Annotated in this window: 1 pseudogene; it reads right to left on the bottom strand. The window is 61.3% G+C overall.

The features are described 5' to 3' along the window. A pseudogene (locus tag SB764_RS38730) lies at positions 1-367 on the bottom strand (spermidine synthase); the annotation flags it as partial.

Raw genomic sequence — 367 nt, 5'->3', positions numbered from 1 at the left:
ATAATGCAATTCCGCCCGGGGATCGGTGAAAGCGCCGTAGTTCCAGGTGCCAAGATGTTCGCGGCAGCAATCGACCACATCCCGGTCGATATCGACCATCACGGCGCGCGTCACGTCGCGATAGGCAAGCACTTCGCGGAGCGTTGCGCCTTCACCGCCGCCGATGATCAGCACCTGACGCGGGTTGTCATGCATCAGCATGGCCGGATGCACGAGCAGTTCGTGATACAGCGCCTCGTCGTCCTCCGCGCTCTGGATGGCGCCGTCGAGGAACAGCGCACGGCCGAAGCTGTAGGTATCGGCGATCGTGACGTTCTGAAACGGCGTTCGAAACGAGCAGACGATGGACTGGGCGCGATAGTGATAC

It is taken from the genome of Paraburkholderia sp. SIMBA_027, assembly GCF_046535315.1.
GTDB classification, from domain to species: Bacteria; Pseudomonadota; Gammaproteobacteria; order Burkholderiales; family Burkholderiaceae; genus Paraburkholderia; species Paraburkholderia tropica.
The sequence above is the reverse complement of the archived record's forward strand: the minus strand, read 5'-3'. Positions and strand labels throughout refer to the sequence as shown.